We start from the raw sequence: 14,141 nt of genomic DNA, 5'->3' as shown, positions 1-14,141 counted from the left end.
GGCTCAGCCTCGCCGCTCCGCTATCCGGGCGTTGAGCAGCTCGAGGAGATGCAGCATCGTCGCGATCTCCGCCTCGGGCACGCCGTTGAACAGCTCGCGGCGCAGCTGGGCGAAGCGGGCCTCGATCTTGTCGACCAGCGCCGCGCCGGCTTCGGTCAGCACCAGGCGGTTCGATCTTTTGTCCTCGGGGTTGGGCACGCGCTCGACCAGTCCGGCCTGTTCGAGCTGGTTGAGCACCGAGACGGTGGAGGGGCCGGTGATCCCGATCTCCTGCGCCAGGTCGGTCTGGCGCGCCTCGGGTCCGAGCCGGTGGAGGTGGATCAGGCACCAGCCCATCGAATTGGAAACGCGGAGTTCGGCGAGCGCGGCATCGGCGAGCTGGCGCCAGCCACGGCTCACCTGCGGCATGGTGCGCGCAACATCGCGTCGAAGATTGGCTCGAGTCATATTAGATAGATAGCTATCTAATCAAATATACTCAAGAGGCGCCAAAGGATGCGCACTCAGACTTTGGTATGGGGAGGGCTGGCGCGGTCGATCTGCCGCAGGCCGGACCCGACCTAGTCGAGCACGACCTTGTCGGCGTGGCGCGGTTCGAAGCCGCGGGCGCGACGCTCATATTCCTGCGCCATGCCCATATGCGCGCGGAAGCTGGCCATGCCCTTGGCACGCAGCGCAGCGTCGCGTTCCTCGTCGGCACGCTGTGCGAAATAGGCGCTGTCGGTCATTTCTGCTCCGTCATTCATCCATTTCGGAAATATTCAATCATGAAGCGGACCGCATTCCGTACAAACGCGTAGGGTCGGTCGAGCCGTGCCGATCCTGCGTCGGGGCGGTGAACGGCAAACGGCCGGCCGGATGAACCGGGCCGGCCGCCGAGGATTGCCTGAATCGGCGCTTAGCGCAGCTTGTGTCCTTCCGCGTCCCACACCTCGACCGGGCCGAGCTTGAGCGCGCGGACCTTCTCCTCGATCTTCGAAAGATCGCCGACGACGACCCAGGTCATCGCGTCCGGATGGAGCAGCTGCGCGGTATTGGTGATCGTGTCGGTGCGCAGCGCCGCATATTGCGCGGGCAGGGTCGTGATCCAGTCATAGGACCGGCCGAAGCGGTTCACGTACTGGAGATAGCCGACCATCGCATTGTTGGTCTCGAACCGGCCGGGCAGACCGAGCACTTCGCCCTTGGTCAGGAGGTCGAGCTCGGCCTGGGTGGCGGGCTTGTCCTTGCGGATGCCGTGCAGTTCCTTGTCGATCTCCCCCAGCGCTTCCGAAGTCTTGTCGGTCTGCACGCTGGTCGCCACGCCGAACACCTGCGGCCCGCGCGCTTCCGCGACATAGGAACTGGCGCCATAGGTCCAGCCCTTGTCCTCGCGCAGGTTCATGTTGAGCCGCGCGGTGAAGTTGCCGCCGAGCACGTCGTTCATCGCGCCGATCTCGAACCCGCGCGGATCATCGCCCTTCGGCATGATCTGGCCGACCCGGATAACCGACTGGATCGCGCCTGGCTTGTCGACCAGCACGACGCGCGGGGCGGTGATGTCCGCGACGGGCGCGATAGTCTTCTCGCCCTTCGCCTGGACCGGTGCCTTCCAGTCGCCGAACGCCTTTTCGAGCGCGGCGGTCAGCGTTGCGAGATCGGTGCCGCCGGCGGCGTAGATCACCGCATTGTCGGGCCGCAGCCAGGCGTCGTGGAAAGCGACTAAATCCTCGCGGGTGATCGACTTCAGCGTCTCTGCCCGGCCGGCGAGCGGCACGCCATAAGCATGGTCGGCGCCATAGATCAGGTTGGTGAAGGTCCGCTGGGCGATCTCGTCGGGTGAGGCGAGCGACTGGGCCAGGCCCGAGAGGTGGAGCTGGCGGTCGCGTTCGAGGTCGGCGGCGCGGAAGCCGGGGTTGCGGATATAGTCGGCCCAGAGCGCTACCGTCTCAGGCAGCGAACGCGTCATCGACGAGACCATGAAGTCGGTCGTGTCGACGCTCGACGTGGCATAGAGGCGCGCGCCGAGCAGCGCCTGGCGCTCGGCGAACTGGGTGCCGCTGAGCGTGGTGGTGCCTTCGTCCATCATGCCCAGCGTGAAGCCGCCGATGCCGTGCTTGAGCTTCTGCTCGGCAGCCTGGCCGGCATCGAACACCATGGTCATGTCGACGGTCGGCGTGCCCGGGCGCTCGGCCAGCACCACGCGGATGCCATTGCTGAGCTTCGCCTCGCGCAGCTCCGGAAGCTTGAGCGCGGGCGAGGGGCCAAGCGGCGGCAGCTTGGTACGGTCGGCGCCATCGGCGATGACCTTCGGGCTGCCGAAGGGCAGTACGGTCAGCTTGTAGTTGGGCTTGCCGAGCCAGGTGGTGGCGGCACCGCGCACCTGCGCCGCGGTCAGCGCCTGGAAGCGCTTGTCCTCCACCGCATAATTGCCCGGGTTGCCCGCGAAGACCGCACCGTCGGAGAGCGCCATCGCCTTGACGTAGATCGACTCCATCGCGCGGGCATTGTCGGCATAGGCGCTGGCCTTGACCCGGGCGAGTTCGGCCGGGGTCGGGCCCTTTGCGAGGAACTCGTCGAGCACCTGCTTCACCGCCGCTTCGGCCACCGCGCGATCGACGCCCGGCTTCAGCCGCAGATCGACCGAGAAGATGCCGGCGATGGCATAGCCCGCATATTGGGCCGAGGCATAGGTGGCGAGCTGCTTCTCCTGGACCAGCACCTGGTAGAGGCGCGAGGTCTTGCCGCGGCCGAGCGCCTGGGCGGCAAGCTGGAGCGCCGAGGCCTCGGGCGTGCCGCGGCCGGGCACCGCCCAGTTCCAGGCGATCGCGGTCTGCGGCACCGCGTCCTGCATCACTTCGCCCTTGTCGCGCTCCAGCGTCGGCACCCAGGCTGTGGTGCGGCTGACCGGCTGGCCGGCGGGGACGCTGCCGAAATACTTGGTGACCAGCGTCTTGGCCTGTTCGAGCGTGACGTCGCCCGACAGCGTGACCACGGCGTTGGTCGCGCCATAATATTGGGCGAACCAGCCCTTCACGTCGTCGAGCGAAGCCGCGCTCAGGTCCTCCATCGAGCCGATCGTCGGGTGGTGATAGGGGTGGCCCACCGGGAACAGCGCCGCCGCCTCGCGCTGGTCCATCAGCGCATAGGGGGTGTTCTCGCGGGTGCGCTTCTCGTTCTGGACGACCTTGCGCTGCTCATCGAGCTTGGCCTGGCTGATCGCGCCGGCAAGATAGCCCATGCGATCCGATTCCAGCCAGAGCACGCGCTCGAGTCCGCCGGTCGGGACGATCTCGTAATAATAGGTCTGGTCGAGCGAGGTGGCGCCGTTGACGCCCGAGACGCCGATCTCCTGGAGCGGCGGCATATATTCCTTGTCGTGATGCTCCGATCCGTTGAACATCAGGTGCTCGAACAGGTGCGCGAAGCCGGACTTGCCGTCGGGCTCGTTCATTGATCCGACGTGATACCAGACCGCGACCGCCACCTTCGGCGTCTTGTGGTCCTCGTGCACCACGACGCGCAGGCCGTTGGGAAGCGTGAACTGCTGGTACGGAACAAGCTCCTGCGCACTGGCGGGCAGTGCGGCGGCGATGGCGAAGCTCGCCGCGGCTAGGAGCAACCTGGTGGCCTTCATGGGAATATCCTCAAGCAAAAAAGAGCCGGCTCCCTGCGCACAGGGGAGCCGGCAGGTGCGTGCAGTGCCTCAGAAGATCGCGGCGGCGCCGATCTTGAACTTGCGCCCGCCGAGATAGGTCGCGCGGGTGTAGTAACCGGCGATGAGCTGCTGGACGTCGGGCGTCTCGGTGCCCTTGAGCAGGTCCGAACCCTCGACATAGATCCGGTATTTCCGGCCGCGATCGATGTAGTATTCGCCGCGCAGGTCGAGCGTCTGGACGTCCTGGTTGTAGACCGACAGCCCGCGCGGGTAGAAATTGTCGAGCGTCTTCGACTGGAAGCTATAGGCCAGCGTGCCGTCGAAGCCGTACTTCTGATAGGTCAGCGCGAGCGTGCCGCTGTGCTTGGGCTGCTGGTTGAACGGCAGGCCCGAGAACTCATAGACGTTGCTCTGGCCGGCCGGCGCATAGGCCCAGCTATACTGCTGGTAGCGGCTGCTCTTGGTGTAGGTGTAGTTGGCGATCACGCCGAGCCCGGCCAGCGCGCCCGGCAGGAAGTCGAACTGCCGCTCGAACCGGCCTTCCACGCCCCAGATGGTGGCGGGATGCTTGCTGTTGATCGGCGAGCCGCCGTTGATGAAGTAATTCTCCGGATGCGCCGGGTCGAAATAGGGCGCGCCCTGGAAATAGGGGCTGTTGGGCAGCGTGATGTTGGCCAGGTTGGCCGGGCCGTTGGTCTGGTTGGCCTGGAGCAGGTTGTTGATCCGCTTGTAGAAGCCGCTCAGCTTGATGATGCCGATCTTGTGGTAATATTCGGCGCTCAGGTCGAAATTATGCGTGGTCGCCTGCTTCAGGTTCGGGTTGCCCGAATTGATCTGCAGGATCGGCTTGACGCCGTCCGGGCCCGGGATCGGGATGTTGATGAAGCTGATCCGGGTCTGCTGCGACAGGTCGTTGATCTGCGGCCGCGCGACCGACAGGAAATAGCCGCCGCGGAAGATCAGATTATCGCTCTGGCGGAAATTGAACAGCACGCGCGGCAGGAAATCCTCCGACTCCGCCGTCTCGGTCACCAGCTTGCTGAACTGGTTCTGGAAGAGGATGTCGCTGCCGAAGCCGCCGCCATTGGCGGGCAGGATCGGGCCGATATAGGTCGGGAACACCAGGTTCGAGGCCGACAGTTCGGTGCGGTTGTAGCGCACGCCGCCGACGATCTCGAGCTTGCCGAACTGCAGCCGGCTCTGGACATAGGCGGCGTAATTGTCCTCGCGCGTCTTCTGCTTGTCCTGGCCGATGGCCGGCGCGATCGGCGAGAGCACGACCTGCGGATAATTGCCGAGATTGTCGAGGAAGCGGATCACCGTCCCCTCGCTCATCGCGGTGAAGTTGGCGCCGGTCACGCCCACCCGGGTGAGGTCGGTCGGCGAGAAGGGCAGGCCGAGCGACGCGATCGAGGCGTTGCCGGCGAACTGGGTGCGGGTCAGGTCATGCTTGAACTCGGCCCGCTCGAAGCGCCCGCCGACCTGGACGTACTTCAGGAAGCCCCAGTCCATGTCCCAGCGCAGGCTCGCCTCGCCGGTATAGCGGTTGTTGCTGCCGGTGGTCTTGTCGATGCCGCCGGTGCCGTTGGTGATCGTGTAGCGCGAGGAATCGTTGATCAGCGCCCAGCCGGCGGTGCTGAGCAGCGGGATCGGGATTGCGTCGCCGCTGCGCCGGGCGAACGGGGTGATGATGTAGCCGAGCGTGGAGTCGGTCGCGCCGGGTTGGAAATAAGCCGCGGTCGCATCGATGCCGCTCACCCGCATGTCCAGCGTGGTGTTGCGGTCATGCTTCTCGCTGCCATGCGCATAGCCGGCGAGATAGTTGAAGGTCAGCTTGCCCGCGGTGCTCTTGCCCGAAAAGCTGTAGGTATCGGTGATCGTCTTGGCGTCGGGATCGTAGCTGTACGCCTGCTCCCGCCCCAGCGCGGCATTGCCGGGCGTCAGGTCGAGGTGCAGCGCCGAGATCGCCTGGCCGCCGGGCACGTCCGAATATTTGCTGGTAGCGGTGAAGATGTCGGTCATCGCGTAATAGGTGCGGTTGACCTCCGCATGCTGGAAATCGAACTTCCAGTTGCTGTGGTTGCCGATGTTCCACTCGGCCGAGACCGTCGCCGCCAGGGTCGATTGCTTCACATGGTTGAAGCTGGTCTCGAGCTGGGTGATGTAGGCGCCGTCATCCCCGGGCACGAAGGGAAACATCGCGTTCGGGTTGACCGCGTCCCCCGCGGTCAGCGTCGGGGTGCCGTTGGCGGCATTGGGCAGGAACGCGCCGAACTTGGTCACCGTGTTGTACGACACGTTGCGCACCGAGTTGCGGCGATACTGGACCGACGCGCTCAGGCCGAAATTGTCCTGCGCGCCGAAGCGGCCGGCAACGGTGCCGGAGACCAGGAAGTCCTTGCTGAAGTCCTTGCCGCTCAGGCCGCCCTCGACCTGGAGGTTGGCGTAGCGGTGCGGGCGGTTGAGCGGGGACAGCGTCTCGATCTCGATCAGGCCGCCAGTGCCGGCACTGTCCTGGCTGGGGAGCAGGCTCTTGCTGATCGTGATCTTGCCGACCGAGTCCGCGAGCAGGTTGCTCAGGTCGGCCGAGCGGCCGGTGCCGTTGCCGACGGGCAGCTGCAGGCCGTTGAGCTTGACGTTGTTCATGTCCGGATCGAGGCCGCGGACGATCACGTTGGTGCCGTCGCCGGTCACGCTGTCGCGCTGGAACGAGACGCCGGCGGTGCGGCGCAGCGCGTCGGAAAAGGTGGTGCCGGTGAAATTGCCCAGGTCGTCGGCCGAGACGACTTCGGTGTTGTTCTCGGCCGCGCGCTGCAGGTTGAGCGCGTTGGCGCGGGCGCTGCGGGTACCGTAGACGACGATCGGTACGCCCTCCTCAACCCCTTCGTTCATCGCCAGGTCGATGGTCGAGGCGTTTCCCGATCCCACCACGATCGGCTGGGTGCGGGTGCCGAAGCCGAGAAAGGAAATCTCCAGCGTATACTGGCCCGGTGCGACATCGGGAAAGCTGAAGTCGCCATTCTTGTCAGCGGTGGTGCTGTCGCCGGTCTCGGCGATCCGGACCAACGCGCCGGCAAGCGCGCGGCCGCCCTGCTCGCGGGTCAGGTGGCCGGTGATCGCGCCCTTCTCGCCGCTGGTGCGGTTCTGCCCGGCGGGCGCGGAAACGATGTACGAACCGCCCTGGGTCGCGTTGAGCGAGAGCCCCGATCCCTGCAGTAGCGCCTGGAATGCGCCCTGCGCCGTATACTCGCCATGCAGCGCCGGCGCGGTCCGCCCCCGGATTACCGCGCTGTCGAAGATGATGTTCGTCGAAGTGCGCGTCGCCACCGAGCGGAGCGCGGCCTCGAGCGGCTGCGCCGCCATGTCGAAGCTGTAGCGCGTCTGCGCCTGGGCGACCGGAATGACGAAGAGGCAGCAACTTGCAGCGAGCGTGGACAGCGTGAGCTTGGACGGCATGATTTTCCCCCGGGGGAGTGCGACCTTTTCTCACTCCCTCACAGGTCTAGACGATGCTGCGTTGCGAAACCGACATGGCAAAGAAACAAAAATGTCACCGCGCCTGAAATCAGCGCACAATGTGCATAGTCTGGCCGGTCTGCTCGATGCGCAGCCCGTGCAGCGCGGCCACGGCACGGGCGAACTCGCCGGTGTCGTTGGTAGCGAACACACCGGACACGCGCAGGGTGGCAAGCCGGGGATCGTCAACGACGAGGCGCGGGCCGCCATAGCGGTTCAGCTCGGCAACCGCGTCGATCAGCGGCGTGTCCGAGAACATCGCCTGGCCGCGGCGCCAGGCGGTGGCGATCTCAGCTGGCTGCGCATCGACCCGCACGGCGCCTTCGGGCTGCGCGCGCAGCCGTTCGCCAGGGGTGAGATAGGTGGGGGCGATCCGCTTCACCGCTGGGCGGATGTCGGTCACCACCACCTTGCCCTGCAGCAGGATGACGGTCACTTCCTTGTCCTCGCGCCGCACCACGAAGCTGGTGCCGACCGCGCGGACCTGCTTGTCGCCGGCGCGGACGATGAAGGGGCGGGCGGTATTGTGCGCGACTTCGAACATCGCCTCGCCATGTTCGAGCTCGACGAGCCGCTGGGCCGGATCATAGCGCACCTCGACGCTGCTGTCGGTGTTGAGCGCGATGCGGCTGCCATCCTCCAGCGTCGCGACCTTCTGCTCGCCGATCGCGGTGGAATAGATGGAGGGCCGGCTCAGCCAGAGGAAGCTGCCGATGCCGACCGCGATGAGCAGCGATGCCGCGAGTGCCAGCTGGTGGAGCGGCAGCCGCCACCGCGCGCGGGCTTCCGCTATCGGCGTTGGCGCGGTGCTTGCCGCGCGGACCGGTGGCTCGTCGAGCAGCAGCGCGGCGCCGGGCAGGTCCGCCCAGATATCGGTCGCGCGCTCGAACGCGCTTTGATGCGCGGGATCGGCGCGCAGCCAATCCTGGAAGGCGGCCTCGCGCGCGGGCGTGCGAGCGTCGCCCTGGAGACGGGCAAGCCAGGCGGCGGCTTCGGCCGATGCGCGGGAATAGGGCTGGCTCACCACCCCTCCATCCATTGCATCAGCTGGAGCGTCGCCCGCGCCACCTGCTTCTCCACCGCCGCCACGCTCATCCCCTCATCGGCCGCAATTTCGGCATAGCTGGCATTTTCCAGCCTTCGCCGCAGCAGGATACGGCGGGTTCGTTCCGGCAGTGTTTCCAGCCCTGCCTTGGCATGTTCAAGCCGTCGTTGCTGTTCCATGATCTGCGCGGGATCGGGTGTCGAGTCCGCGATATTGTGCAGGTCGGGCGTCTCGGCGAACGGCGCGCGCGCATCGCGACGCTTGCGATCGATCGAGAGATTGACCGCTGCCGTCACCAGCAGCGCCTCGCGCGAGCGGGCGGTCCGGTCGCGCTCGTAGCGCTCGATCCTCAGGAAAGCCTCCTGCACCAGCTCATCCGCATCCTGTTCGGCGACGCCGCGCCGTACTACCGCGCGCTTTGCCTTGGCGAGCATGTTCGCAAGGTCCCGCAACGTCGCTTCCGCTAGCTAGACGAGCGAGCGGCGCAAACCCGACAAGATGGATCGGGAACGGTGCAAGAATCGATCATTGCACAATGTCTGGACTGTCCCGGGTTCCTTGCCAAGTGGTAACGCTATCACCGGCCGGAGATGAGCTGGTGCTCGCGAAGCCAGGCAAGAAACAGCTCTGGCCACTGCGCCACCAGCGTGCCCGGCTTGCCGGCGCCCCAGCTATGGCCGCCCTTCTCGAACACATGCATCTCCACCGGCCGCCCGGCAGCCTTCATTGCGCCGAACATGCGCAGCGTATGCTCGACATTGGCGATCGGATCGTCGGCGGCGTGTGCCAGGAACACCGGCGGAGTCGTCGGCCCCACCTGCGCTTCCACGGAGTAGAAGTCGCGATAGTCGGGCAGCACCGACAGCTTCTTCCGGGTCTGGGTGGTGTCGATCGGCGGCCGCATCGAGACGACCGGGTAGATCATGCCGGCAAAGGCCGGCGCGGCGCTCAGCTTGTCGGCATCGTCGATCGGGGCATAGAAATCATGATCGCTGCGTGTCGCCATCATGCCGGCCAGGTGCCCGCCGGCCGACATGCCGACCACGCCGATCCGCGCCGGATCGAGACCCCAGCGCTTGGCGCCGGCCTTGAGCAGGCGAAGCGTACGCTGCGCGTCCTGGAAGGGAGCATCGGCATTCCAGCCGTCGCCCGGCAGGCGGTAATAGAGGATGATCGGCGTGATGCCGGCGGCGGCGAGCTTCGCCGCCACGTCCTTGGCCGAGCCGATCTGGATGCGGAAGTAACCGCCGCCACCCAGCAGCAGTGCCGCTGCGCCATTGGGGTGGGTGGGGCGGTAGACTTCGTAGCGCGGCTCCGAGATGTTCGACCAGGAGCCGGTCTGCCCTCCCTCGTTGCCCACCTTTTCCGGGCCCGTCGGCTTGCCGTGGCCGGGCGGGTTGCCCGGCCACACGGCATAGACTTCGGGCTTACCCAGCTTGTCCTGGGCGAAGGCGGGGCTGGCCGCGATGAACATCGTGGCCAGGAGGGAGAGGAGAAAGCGCATCAGAACCTCGTACCGAGCGTCACGTACCAATAGCGGCCATAGGGGCTGTAGAGCGAGCCCAGATAGCCGTCGGCGGTGATCGGGGGCTGCTTGTCGAACAGGTTGCGCACGCCGACGCGAAGCCGCGTATCGTCGCCCAGCCCGCCCTTGAAGCGATATTGGGTGTAGAGGTTGAACGTCACCTGGCCCTCGAGCTTGTACGGGTTGCCGTTCGCGTCGAGGAAGTTGGTGTCGTAGACCGTGCCGATATAATTGGCGAAGGCACCGACCTGGAAGCCGCTCTTCGACCAGGTGAGCGAGCCGGTGACTCGCCACTTGGGCTTGCCCCGATCCTGGATCAGGTCGCTCGCATCGGTGAGCGGGGTGGCGGCGTTGATCTGCCCGGCTTCGCGTGCGTCGAACAGCGCCTGCACCGCCGGCGGGGTATCGCGCGAGAACTTGGTCAGCCGTGCGCCGTTGATCGCCAGGTCGAACTTACCGATGCCGGTGCGGACATTGTAGAGCAGCGCGACGTCGATGCCCTGCACCGTCTGCGGCAGCAGGTTGACGAACTGGTCGTTGATCCGGGTCACCGCGCCCGCCGGGGCCAGGCCGGTGCCGGCGAAGACCGGGGTGTCGTCCGCGGTCGGCGCGGCGCGGATCACGTTCGGGTTGCTCGATCCCTGCAGGCGCAGGAGATAATCGAGCACCAGCGCGTTCTGCGCGCCGAACTGGCCGACGATGCCGGTCTGCTTGATCGACCAGAAATCGGCGGTCAGCGTCAGCCGTCCGGCGCTCTCCGGAATGAACTTGGGCTGGAGCACGGTGCCGATGGTCCAGCTGGTGCTGCTCTCCGGCTTCAGGTTCGGATTGCCGCTGACGAAGATCGAGTAGCTGATGCCGCGCGAGCAGGCGCCGTAGCTGGCGATGCGGCCGGCGCGCAAATCGGCCTCGCAGCGATAATAGTCGGTGTTCGAATTGAGGCGTGAATAGGCGACGGTGTTGGTCTGCTCGAGGTTCGGTGCGCGGAAGCCCTGCGACCAGGAACCGCGGATGCGCAGGCCGTCGACCAGGTCCCAGGCCGCGGCGATCTTGGGCTTCGCCACCGATCCGAAGTCGCTGTAATGCTCGTAGCGTCCGGCGAGCTGTACATCGAGGCGATGGATCAGCGGCACGTGCATCTCGGGCGAGACCACCGGCACGGCGAGTTCGGCGAAGGCCGAGAAGACGGTGCGGGCGCCCCTGGTGCTCGGCGTCGGGCTGACGGCGGCGACGTTGGAGAGGTTGGTCTCGCCGGTCACCATGTCGACGAAGCCGATCGAGCCGTTGAGGTTGGGATCGCGGTCGTCGCGCTGCGTCTCGCGGCGGCCCTCGATGCCGAACGCCGCGCCCAGGTTTCCGCCCGGCAGGGCGAGCAGGCGCCCGTTCGACACCTTGAAATCAGCCAGTGCGAGCGTGGTCTTGGACCGGCGCTTCAGGTCGAACTGGAACGAGTCGATCGTGGTGCCCGAGGCGGGCGAGCAGTCGCCGACGCTCGGCGTCGCCGCGCAGCCGCCGCTGAAGGGGTTGTACGCCTCGGGTGTGGAGAGGGCGAGGTTGCGCTGGAGCGCGGTCATGTTGATCGCGTTCGAGACGTCGGTCGCCTCGGCTTCCGAATAGAGGATCGCGCTGTCGAAATCGAAGCTGCCGATCTGGCCCTTCACGCCGCCCAGGAAGCGCGACTGCCAGTTGGTGACATCGACTTCCTGCTGTCCGGCATCGACGAAGCGATAGGTGGACAGGCGCACCGCCAGGCCGGCGGCGGGCACGTTGGTCAGGCCGGCGATGCGGTTCGGGTTGGCGACGCCGTTGAAGGTGGTCGGGCCGAACGGGTTCCAATAGTTGGAAGCCGGGATCACGATCGCGTTGAGGTTGATCGTCGGCGGCTGGATGCGGTGCGTCTCCGCGTAATAGAAACCCGCCTCGCCATAGACGGTGACGCTGTCCGAGATGTCGTAATGCGCGCTGGCGAAGCTGTTATAGCGCTCGATCGTCGGCGAAACCGTGGTCCCCGGCCGCGTATCGAATCGCTCCGAACGCAGCGTCGTAGCCGTGGCACGGGTGCCGGTGCCGAAGCAGGTATCGGCGCTGATCGTCACCAGGCAGCCGGCATTGGCGGTCGACTGGGTGTGGAAGGCGCCGGCCGAGGAGGTCAGCGCCTGGTTGCCCGGGTTGCGGCGGATGGTGCCGGGCCCGTTGACCACGGCGAGATTGGCCCAGGGCGACTGGGTGGCGCGACCGTCGGCGGTCAGGTTGCCGGCATAGGCGGGATCATTGGCGAAATAGGACATGAGGTTGTCCGTCGCCGTATAGGGCTGGTCCTCGGCCAGCTGCGCCGTGCGGTGGGTATAGTCGACATAGAGCGAGATGTTGCCACGCCCTTCCGCGAAGTTGCTGCCGACGGTGCCGGTCACCTGGAATTCGCGGCGATGCGTGCCCTCGGCCCCGCCATAGCGGATGTCGAGCGAGCCGCCGTCGATATTGTTCCTGGTGACCGTGTTGACCACGCCCGCCACCGCGTCCGAGCCATAGATGGCGGCGGCGCCGTCGCGCAGGATCTCGAGCCGCTGGATGCCGGCGACCGGCAGCGAATTGGCGTTGTAGCCGAGCACAGGCACATTGCCGTCGCCGGCCTGGCTGGTCGGGTGGCTCACCAGGCGGCGGCCGTTGAGCAGCACCAGCGTGTTGCCTACGCCCAGGTTGCGCAGGTTGATCGAATTGACGTCGCCGCGCGCCGCGTTGCTGGTCTGCGGGTTGTTCGACTCGTTGAAGCTCACATCGCCGGCCTGCGGGATCGAGCGGAACAGCTCGTCGCCCGAAAGCGCGCCGGTGGCGTCGATCTGGTTGGCGTCGAGCACCGAGACGGGCAGCGCCGCGGTGGTGCTGGCGCCGCGGATCTGGGTGCCGACCACGACGATCTCGTCGGTCTTCTCATTGCCTTCCTGCGCGGCCGGCGCCTCCTGGCTGGCCAGCGCCGCCGCGTCCTGCGCATGCGCCGCCTGTGCGAGCATCAGCACGCCCAGCGCGCTGCCCGCGGTCAAGGCGATACGCCCATATCCCTTCTTCATGCCCTCTCTCCCTGTTCCATTTGTTCTAGGTCTTCTGATTTTGAAATGCTGCGACCCGAGAGGGCGGCGTCGAGCGCCTCCCGATCGAGCTTGTTTTCCCAGCGCGCGACGACGATCGCCGCCACCGCGTTGCCGACGAAATTGGTGAGGCTGCGGCACTCGCTCATGAAGCGGTCCACGCCCAGGATCAGCGTCATGCCCGCCACCGGCACGCTCGGCACGATCGACAGCGTCGCCGCCAGCGTGATGAACCCGGCGCCGGTCACGCCCGCAGCACCCTTCGAGCTGAGCATCGAGACGAGGACCAGCAGGATCTGCTCGCCCCAGCTAAGGTGCACGCCGCAGGCCTGCGCGATGAACAGCGCGGCGAGCGTCATGTAGATGTTGGTGCCGTCGAGGTTGAACGAATAGCCGGTGGGCACGACCAGCCCGACTACGCCCTTCTCGCAGCCCGCACCTTCCAGCTTGGCGATCAGGCTGGGCAGGGCTGCTTCCGACGAGGAGGTACCGAGCACCAGCAGCAGCTCGGCCTTGAGGAAGCGCAGCAGCTTGAAGATCGAGAAGCCGTTGAACCAGCAGACCGCGCCGAGCACGACCAGCACGAAGAACAGCGAGGTCGCGTAGAAGGTGCCGACCAGCCAGGCGAGGTTGCCCAGCGACTCGACGCCGTACTTGCCGATCGTGAAAGCCATCGCGCCGAACGCGCCGAACGGCGCCAGCCGCATCAGCATGCCGACGATGCGGAACACGATCAGCGCGATCCGCTCGACCAGGTCGAGCACCGGCTCGGCCGGCTTGCCGACCAGCACCATCGCGATGCCGAACAGCACCGCGACGAACAGCGTCTGGAGGATCGAGCCTTCGGTCAGCGCCGATGCCAGGGTGGTCGGGATGATCGACATCAGGAAGCCGATCACGGTCGTCTCATGCGCCTGGTGCGCATAGCCGGCGACCGCGCTGCCATCGAGGGTGCGCGGATCGATGTTCATCCCCGCACCGGGCTGGACGACATTGGCGACGACCAGGCCGATGATCAGCGCCAGCGTCGAGAAGAACAGGAAATAGCCGAAAGCCTTGGCCGCGACCCGGCCGACCGAGCCCAGCTCGCGCATGCCGGCGATGCCGCTCACCACGGTGAGGAAGATCACCGGAGCGATCACCATCTTCACCAGCTTGATGAAGCCGTCGCCCAGCGGCTTGAACGATTCGCCCACCGACGGCCAGAAATGGCCGAGCGTCACGCCCAGCGCGATCGCCACCAACACCTGGAAATAGAGGTGATGATAGAATGGCTTGCGAGCAGCCATGGGCTGCCCGTCGGGGATCGACTGGATGATCATACTCTCCTCTGTC

Annotated in this window: 9 protein-coding genes; all 9 read right to left on the bottom strand. The window is 66.3% G+C overall.

From position 1 onward, the window contains the following. Positions 1-3: 3 nt before the first annotated feature. Complete coding sequence (locus HNP52_RS16890) at positions 4-447, bottom strand: MarR family winged helix-turn-helix transcriptional regulator (RefSeq protein WP_184168784.1); 444 nt, start codon at positions 445-447, stop codon at positions 4-6. Positions 448-560: 113 nt separating this feature from the next. Then, positions 561-728 (bottom strand): hypothetical protein, encoded by a 168-nt coding sequence (locus HNP52_RS16885; RefSeq protein ID WP_184168783.1) that lies wholly within the window; start codon positions 726-728, stop codon positions 561-563. Between the two features lie 170 nt (positions 729-898). Then, a complete protein-coding gene (locus HNP52_RS16880; RefSeq protein WP_184168782.1) occupies positions 899-3,616 on the bottom strand; it encodes a pitrilysin family protein in 2,718 nt (905 codons plus the stop codon). A 69-nt stretch (positions 3,617-3,685) separates the two neighbouring features. Further along, positions 3,686-7,093 carry a TonB-dependent receptor gene (locus HNP52_RS16875; protein WP_184168781.1) on the bottom strand — a complete coding sequence of 1,136 codons (3,408 nt, stop codon included), beginning with the start codon at positions 7,091-7,093 and terminating at the stop codon, positions 3,686-3,688. A 109-nt stretch (positions 7,094-7,202) separates the two neighbouring features. Continuing rightward, complete coding sequence (locus HNP52_RS16870; protein WP_184168780.1) at positions 7,203-8,177, bottom strand: FecR family protein; 975 nt, start codon at positions 8,175-8,177, stop codon at positions 7,203-7,205. Next, positions 8,174-8,632: an RNA polymerase sigma factor gene (locus HNP52_RS16865; protein WP_184168779.1), complete on the bottom strand. Its 459-nt coding sequence runs from the start codon at positions 8,630-8,632 to the stop codon at positions 8,174-8,176. The genes HNP52_RS16870 and HNP52_RS16865 overlap by 4 nt, the downstream gene beginning before the upstream one ends. 143 nt (positions 8,633-8,775) lie before the next feature. Next, on the bottom strand, positions 8,776-9,702 hold the full coding sequence (locus HNP52_RS16860; RefSeq protein ID WP_184168778.1) for an alpha/beta hydrolase: 927 nt from the start codon (positions 9,700-9,702) through the stop codon (positions 8,776-8,778). Further along, positions 9,702-12,788: a TonB-dependent receptor domain-containing protein gene (locus tag HNP52_RS16855; protein WP_184168777.1), complete on the bottom strand. Its 3,087-nt coding sequence runs from the start codon at positions 12,786-12,788 to the stop codon at positions 9,702-9,704. Before HNP52_RS16855 ends, HNP52_RS16860 begins: the two co-directional genes overlap by 1 nt. Beyond that, on the bottom strand, positions 12,785-14,128 hold the full coding sequence (locus tag HNP52_RS16850; RefSeq protein ID WP_311768504.1) for a dicarboxylate/amino acid:cation symporter: 1,344 nt from the start codon (positions 14,126-14,128) through the stop codon (positions 12,785-12,787). Before HNP52_RS16850 ends, HNP52_RS16855 begins: the two co-directional genes overlap by 4 nt. Positions 14,129-14,141: the final 13 nt, after the last annotated feature.

The organism is Sphingomonas kyeonggiensis (assembly GCF_014204495.1).
GTDB lineage: Bacteria > Pseudomonadota > Alphaproteobacteria > Sphingomonadales > Sphingomonadaceae > Sphingomonas > Sphingomonas kyeonggiensis_A.
The sequence above is the reverse complement of the archived record's forward strand: the minus strand, read 5'-3'. Positions and strand labels throughout refer to the sequence as shown.

Coding starts and splice junctions, on each gene's coding strand:
- HNP52_RS16890 (WP_184168784.1), bottom strand. CDS start 447: ATGACTCGAGCCAATCTTCGACGCGATGTTGCGCGCACCATGCCGCAG.
- HNP52_RS16885 (WP_184168783.1), bottom strand. CDS start 728: ATGACCGACAGCGCCTATTTCGCACAGCGTGCCGACGAGGAACGCGAC.
- HNP52_RS16880 (WP_184168782.1), bottom strand. CDS start 3,616: ATGAAGGCCACCAGGTTGCTCCTAGCCGCGGCGAGCTTCGCCATCGCC.
- HNP52_RS16875 (WP_184168781.1), bottom strand. CDS start 7,093: ATGCCGTCCAAGCTCACGCTGTCCACGCTCGCTGCAAGTTGCTGCCTC.
- HNP52_RS16865 (WP_184168779.1), bottom strand. CDS start 8,632: ATGCTCGCCAAGGCAAAGCGCGCGGTAGTACGGCGCGGCGTCGCCGAA.
- HNP52_RS16860 (WP_184168778.1), bottom strand. CDS start 9,702: ATGCGCTTTCTCCTCTCCCTCCTGGCCACGATGTTCATCGCGGCCAGC.
- HNP52_RS16855 (WP_184168777.1), bottom strand. CDS start 12,788: ATGAAGAAGGGATATGGGCGTATCGCCTTGACCGCGGGCAGCGCGCTG.
- HNP52_RS16850 (WP_311768504.1), bottom strand. CDS start 14,128: ATGATCATCCAGTCGATCCCCGACGGGCAGCCCATGGCTGCTCGCAAG.